Source organism: Streptomyces sp. SID486 (genome assembly GCF_009865385.1).
Taxonomy (GTDB): Bacteria; Actinomycetota; Actinomycetes; order Streptomycetales; family Streptomycetaceae; genus Streptomyces.
Map to the genome: position 1 here is coordinate 1 of NZ_WWJT01000614.1, position 5,652 is coordinate 5,652.

The 5,652-nt window shown below is 73.8% G+C and carries 7 protein-coding genes and 1 tRNA gene; 3 read left to right on the top strand and 5 right to left on the bottom strand.

The window, feature by feature from the left end; all coding sequences use genetic code 11:
* Nucleotides 1-193 precede the first annotated feature (193 nt).
* A complete protein-coding gene (locus tag GT045_RS28730; protein WP_161293676.1) occupies nucleotides 194-754 on the top strand; it encodes a CGNR zinc finger domain-containing protein in 561 nt (186 codons plus the stop codon).
* A 63-nt stretch (nucleotides 755-817) separates the two neighbouring features.
* On the opposite strand, the gene GT045_RS39130 is transcribed toward GT045_RS28730, so the two are convergent.
* Together GT045_RS39130 and GT045_RS28735 are read right to left on the bottom strand one after the other, a co-directional pair.
* Nucleotides 818-970 (bottom strand): hypothetical protein, encoded by a 153-nt coding sequence (locus GT045_RS39130; protein WP_167345734.1) that lies wholly within the window; start codon nucleotides 968-970, stop codon nucleotides 818-820.
* A 155-nt stretch (nucleotides 971-1,125) separates the two neighbouring features.
* Nucleotides 1,126-1,551 (bottom strand): hypothetical protein, encoded by a 426-nt coding sequence (locus GT045_RS28735; protein ID WP_161335966.1) that lies wholly within the window; start codon nucleotides 1,549-1,551, stop codon nucleotides 1,126-1,128.
* Nucleotides 1,552-1,740: 189 nt separating this feature from the next.
* Between GT045_RS28735 and GT045_RS28740 the strand changes: the two genes are divergently transcribed.
* A complete protein-coding gene (locus GT045_RS28740; protein WP_161335967.1) occupies nucleotides 1,741-2,274 on the top strand; it encodes a DsbA family protein in 534 nt (177 codons plus the stop codon).
* Between the two features lie 272 nt (nucleotides 2,275-2,546).
* Here GT045_RS28740 and GT045_RS28745 read toward each other — a convergent pair whose 3' ends face one another.
* From GT045_RS28745 to GT045_RS28755, 3 genes are all read right to left on the bottom strand, one after another.
* A complete protein-coding gene (locus tag GT045_RS28745) occupies nucleotides 2,547-3,371 on the bottom strand; it encodes a GNAT family N-acetyltransferase (protein ID WP_161335968.1) in 825 nt (274 codons plus the stop codon).
* 157 nt (nucleotides 3,372-3,528) lie between these two features.
* Nucleotides 3,529-4,350, bottom strand: a complete 822-nt coding sequence (locus GT045_RS28750) for an aminodeoxychorismate lyase (RefSeq protein WP_161335969.1) — start codon at nucleotides 4,348-4,350, stop codon at nucleotides 3,529-3,531.
* The gene (locus GT045_RS28755; protein ID WP_161335970.1) at nucleotides 4,347-5,399 is read right to left on the bottom strand and encodes a chorismate-binding protein; all 1,053 of its coding nucleotides are present in this window, start codon (nucleotides 5,397-5,399) and stop codon (nucleotides 4,347-4,349) included. The genes GT045_RS28750 and GT045_RS28755 overlap by 4 nt, the downstream gene beginning before the upstream one ends.
* Nucleotides 5,400-5,577: 178 nt before the next feature.
* Between GT045_RS28755 and GT045_RS28760 the strand changes: the two genes are divergently transcribed.
* A tRNA-Gly gene (locus GT045_RS28760) sits at nucleotides 5,578-5,650 on the top strand.
* Nucleotides 5,651-5,652: the final 2 nt, after the last annotated feature.

Below are 5,652 nucleotides of genomic sequence, written 5' to 3' on the forward strand. Positions count from 1 at the left end.
GCGGTGCGTGCCTTGCCGGGCGCGCGGCCCCTCGTGCGGCCCGCCGCGGGCGGCGGCCCGGGAACCCCGCGGGGCGCGGGGTCGTTCCACCGGCGAGCGGGGCGGGCAAGGACGGGTACGGCCGGCGCGGTTGTCGCTACCATCGGCCAGCATCGGCGGGCGCCCGCCCGACCCCCAGGCCAGGGAGCGAAACGTGCTGATCACCCACGACACCAGGTGCGCCCTCGACACCGTGGTGGATCTGGTGAACTCCGCGCCGGAGGACGAGGCGGCGGCGGACGGACTTCCCGACGTCGGAGCTCTCGCGGACTTCGTACGAAACCACCAGATCAGCGACGTCGGGGTGCTGTCGGAGTTCGACCTCTCGGCGGTGCGCAGGGTCAGGGGGCGGTTCGCGTCGATCTTCGCCGCCCCGGACCCCCGGTCCGCCGCCATGCTGATCAACGAGCTGATCGCCGCCGCGGGCACCACCCCCCGCCTCACGGACCACGACGGCTACGACTGGCATGTGCACTACTTCGCGCCGGGTGCCTCCGTGGCCGACCACCTCGCCGCCGACTGCGGGATGGCGCTGGCCTTCTTCGTGGTGGCCGGGGAGCAGGAGCGACTGCGGCGCTGCGAGGCACCGGACTGCCGGCGCGCCTTCGTGGACCTGTCCCGCAACCGCTCCCGCCGCTACTGCGACAGCCGCACCTGCGGAAACCGCCTGCACGTCGCCGCCTACCGGGCCCGGCGCAAGGAAGCGGCCGGCTGAGAGCGGACGGCACCCGGTGCGACGTCGGCCCCGGCGGGTGGCGCCGGGACGGACGTGTACGGCTCACAGCAACAGCAGGTCGTGCAGCGCAGCCATGAGGAGCAGACACCCGATCACCGCTAGGAAGATCATCAACGGTGGCTGGGAAAGGGCGAAGAGGCACCCGCGCGGCTCGTCCTTCGGCGGCGCGGCCTCGCTCTGTGTCGTGTCCAGCATCTCGCGGCAGATCATGGCCTACCCGGTGCCTCGACCGCGATCACCCCACCCGGAGCTTGCGGGAGATCGCCGAATACCGCGAGGTCTCGTTCGGCTGGTGACCGATTCCGGACGCCGGCGGACGCAGTGTGTCGTTTCGGTCAGTCATGTGACTGTCATATGCCGTGCTTCTTGAGGATGGCCTCGATGTCGCTGAAGTCCTCCGCCGAACCGTCGGCCCGGGGCGCCGCGCCCGGGGTCCCGGCGGCGGGACGTGACGTTCCGCCCAGGGAGGGCGCCGAGGCCGCGGGCGCCACCGCGCCGGGCTCCGTCCGCCCGCCGGCCCCGCGCCGGCGCTCGACGGCACGCGTCCCGGCGAACAGGAGCCAGGCCGCGCCCAGCACCCCGAAGCCCGCCCAGGCGGTGGGGCTCAGGGCGGTGTCGGCGAGCCAGCCGACGACTCCGGTCATCACCAGGCCGACCGGCACGAGCGAGTAGGCGGCGAGGCGGGCCGCCGTCAGGAAACGCTTGCGGTAGGCCGTGACCACCGCGATACCCAGGCCCGCCGCGGACACGGCTGAACAGACTGTCTCGGCGATCATCCGGTCCTCCTGGCGGGCTCGATCCGTCGCCTCCATCGTGCACCTTCGCCTCCCCGCGAGGCCACGCTCCCCGGGGCACATCAGGGAGATCTCCGGGTCGTCCCCTCCTGGAGTGCCGTCGCCGGCGGGAGCACCGTACGCCGAGGTCCCGGTTGGGTCGCCCGCGCCCGGCCTGGAAGACTGGAGGGCATGAGCGACTCCTCCCCCGACCGCGCCGATGCCCTCGTCCTCGACGTCTGGTGCGAACTGCAGTGCCCGGACTGCCGTACCGCCCTGGACGACGTCCGCGCCCTGCGTGCCCGCTACGGCGACCGGCTGGAGGTGCGGCTGCGGCACTTCCCGCTGGAGAAGCACAAGCACGCCTTCGCCGCGGCCCAGGCCGCCGAGGAGGCGCTGGAGCAGGGGAAGGGCTGGCCGTACGTGGAGGCCGTGCTGGAGCGGGTGGCGGAGCTGGACACCCGCGGAGAGCCCTTCCTGGTCGAGGTTGCCGGCGAACTCGGCCTGGACGCCGAGGAGTTCGACACCGCGCTGATCGACGGCCGGCACATCCTGGTGGTCGACGCCGACCAGGCCGAGGGCAAGGCGATCGGCGTGACGGGCACCCCGACGTACGTCATCGGCGGCGAACGCCTCGACGGCGGCAAGAGCCAGGAGGGGCTGCGCGAGCGCATCGAGGAGATCGTGGACCGGCTGGCGGCCGACCGGGAGGACCGGGACGCCTGAGGCCACGAGCGGGCAGCGCCACCGGGACACCTGAAGGCACGACGGGGAGGACCGGGATGCCTGAGGCCACGACCGGGCAGCGCCACCGGGACGCCGGAAGACACGGCCGGGCAGGACCAGGACACCTGAAGGCACAGCCGGGAGGACCGGGACACCGGAACGCACGGCCGTGAGGACCGGGATGCCTGAGGCCACGACCGGGCAGCGCCACCGGGACACCTGAGGTCACGGCCGGGCAGGGCGGGGACGTCTGAGGCGGAGCCCGGACTCGGCTAGAGCAGGGGCTTGCTCAGGGAGTGGGTCACCGTCTCGTACCCGAGCGACGCGTACAGCCGCTCGGCGGGGGTGTTGCCCGCGAACACGTTCAGGCCGAGGACCGGCCGGCCGGCCTCGATCGCCTGGCGCTCCGCCACCAGCATGAGCGCGCGGCCGTGGCCCCGGCCGCGGTGTGCCGGGTCGGTCTCCACGTCGAACACGTAGGCCCGGGCCTCCTCCAGGGCGACCCACAGGGTGCCCACCCGGCCGCCCTCGTGCTCCAGCACGCTGAAGAGCATGCCGTCGGTGCCGAGTCCCCGCGGCAGCAGCCGCGCGTGGTCGTCGCGGGCCTTGGCGCGGGCCGCGGCCTCCGGTATGCCCCGGTCGATCCACGTGCGCGCGTACCGCTCGCTCTCCGCCTCCTGCCAGGCGTCGAACTCGGCGGCGGTCATGGGCCGCGCGTGGCGGTCCGGCGGCAGGGCGGGCGGGGCGGCGCCGAGGCGCTTCTCCATGCCGCGGTTGCGCTCGGTGTAGCCGAGGGTGGCGAACAGGCGCAGGGCGGCGGTCGCCGCGACGGGCACCACCGTCTCCATCAGGACGCAGCCCCAGTCGCGGGCCACCTCCTCCGCGGCGAGCAGTGCCACCGTGCCGCGGCCGCGCCGCCGGTCGGGCTCGGCGATTTGCACGTCGAGGACGCGGGCCGCCGAGTCGCCGAGGTTCAGCGAGGTGCCGAGGCGGAGCTCCCCGACAGGACGGCTGTTCACGCACACCGCGAAGCGCCGGGAACGGGTCCCGTCGGAGTGCTTCTGGAGCGGCTCGGCCGGCCGCAGGGTCGTGGTCATCACAGGAGTTCTACCCACGGCGACCGGGCGCGTCAGCCCATTTTCCGCACCCGCCCCGGACACCGTCCCCACCCCGGACACCATCCCCGTCCCGGACACCATCCCCGTCCCGGACACCGTCCCCACCCCGGACACCGTCCCCGTCCCCGTCCCCTGGTCAGGGATCGAGGTCCTGCCCGGCCCGCTCGTCGAAGACGCGCATGGCCTTGGCGGTCACCGGGCCCTGGGTGCCGGGCAGTTCGCGGTCGTCGATCCGGTGCACGGCCTGCACGTCCCGCAGCGTGGAGGTCAGGAAGACCTCGTCGGCGCGGTCGAGCACGTCCAGCGGCAGGTCGGTCTCGTGCGCGCCGGTCCATTCGACGACCAGGGCCCGGGTGATGCCGGGCAGACAGCCGGAGGCGACCGGCGGGGTGTGAATCTCGCCGTCCAGGACGACGAAGACGTTCGACCCGGTGCCCTCGCAGAGCTGTCCGACCGTGTTGCCGAACAGCGCCTCCGAGGCGCCGAGCCGGTGGGCCCGGGCCAGAGCGACGACGTTCTCGGCGTACGAGGTGCTCTTCACGCCCGCGAGGACGCCGCGTTCGTTGCGCGTCCAGGGGACGGTGACGACCGCGGTCGTGTCCGGGCGGCGGGTGGTTTCACCGAGGGCGACCACGAGGGTGGGGCCGTGTCGGCCGCGGTCGGAGCCGAGCGGTCCGTGGCCGCCGGTGTAGGTGATCCGCAGCCGGCCCAGCGCCATCGGGTTGGCGGTGAGCACGGCCGCGCAGGCGCGGCGCACCTCGTCGTGGTCGGGGTCGGGCAGGCCGAGGCCGCGGGCCGAGCGGGTCAGCCGGTCGAGGTGCCGGGTGAGCGCGAACGGCTCGCCGTGGGCCGCCTTGACGGTCTCGAAGACGCCGTCCCCGACCGTCAGCCCGTGGTCGAGGACGGAGACCCGGGCGGATTCCACGTCCCGCAGCCCGCCGTCCAGCCAGATCCTCATGTGAGCGCTCCCTCGGTCTCCTCGTACGTCCCCGACGCTATCGCGAGCAGCCGGGACGCCTTCAGCTCGGTCTCCCGCCACTCACCCTCCGGGTCGCTCCCCCAGGTGATGCCGGCGCCGGTGCCGAAGCGCAGCGTCGCCGCGCCCCCGGCGGAGCGGTCGATCCAGAAGGTGCGGATGCCCACGGCCAGGCCGGCGGCGCCCCGGTCGGCGTCCACCCAGCCGATACCGCCGCAGTAGGGGCCGCGCGGCGCCGTCTCCAGCGCGTCGATGATCCTCAGGGCGCTCGACTTGGGGGCACCGGTGACCGAGCCGGGCGGGAAGGCGGCGGCCAGCAGCTGCGGCCAGCCGGCTCCCTCACGCAGGTGTCCGCGCACGGTGGAGACGAGATGGACGAGGCCCGGGTGCTTCTCCACGGCGCACAGGTCGGGGACGGTCACGCTGCCGGTGGTGCAGACACGCCCGAGGTCGTTGCGGACCAGGTCCACGATCATCACGTTCTCGGCGTAGTCCTTCTCCAGGAGGTCCGCCTCGGTGCGCCCGGTGCCCTTGATCGGTCCCGACTCGACCGTCCTGCCGTCGCGGCGCAGGAACAGCTCGGGCGAGGCGGTGGCGATCTCCACGCCGTGCACCGGCAGCCGGATCGTCCCGGCGTACGGCGCGGGGTTGCCCCGGGCGAGCAGGGCGGTCAGGGCGTCCACGTCGGCGCCGGGCCCGACCGGCGCGCTGAGCACCCGGCAGAGGTTGGCCTGGTAGACCTCGCCGGCCGCGATGTGCGCGCGGATGCGGCGGACGGCCTCCGTGTACGCGGCCCTGTCCAGGGAGGAGGTCCACTCCCCCGGCTCCGGCCCCCGCCATCCGCCGGGCACCGGCGCGGGCACCGGCTCCGTCCGTACGTCCGCGAAGCGCGCGCAGGTCAGGCGGCCCTCGAAGTCCGCGCAGACGGCCCAGAAGCCGGTGGAGTCCAGGGCGGCCGGATCGCTGGTGACGTCGAGGAGCCCGGTGGCGACGCGGTCGCCGAAGCGGGCGAGAGGAGGGTGGTGGAGCACGTGGTCGAGTCTAGGTCGGGTGTCCGGGGAGCGACCTCGGGATGTCCCCGAGGGGGCCCCGAGCACCCGGTCCGCCGGGCGTACCGCAGCACGCTGCGCAAACGCGTTTTTGTGCTGGCCCGGGAATCCGCTAGAGTTCAACACGTCGCCGGGACGCGGAAGCGGACCGAAACGACAAGCGGACGTAGCTCAGTTGGTAGAGCGCAACCTTGCCAAGGTTGAGGTCGCGAGTTCGAGCCTCGTCGTCCGCTCG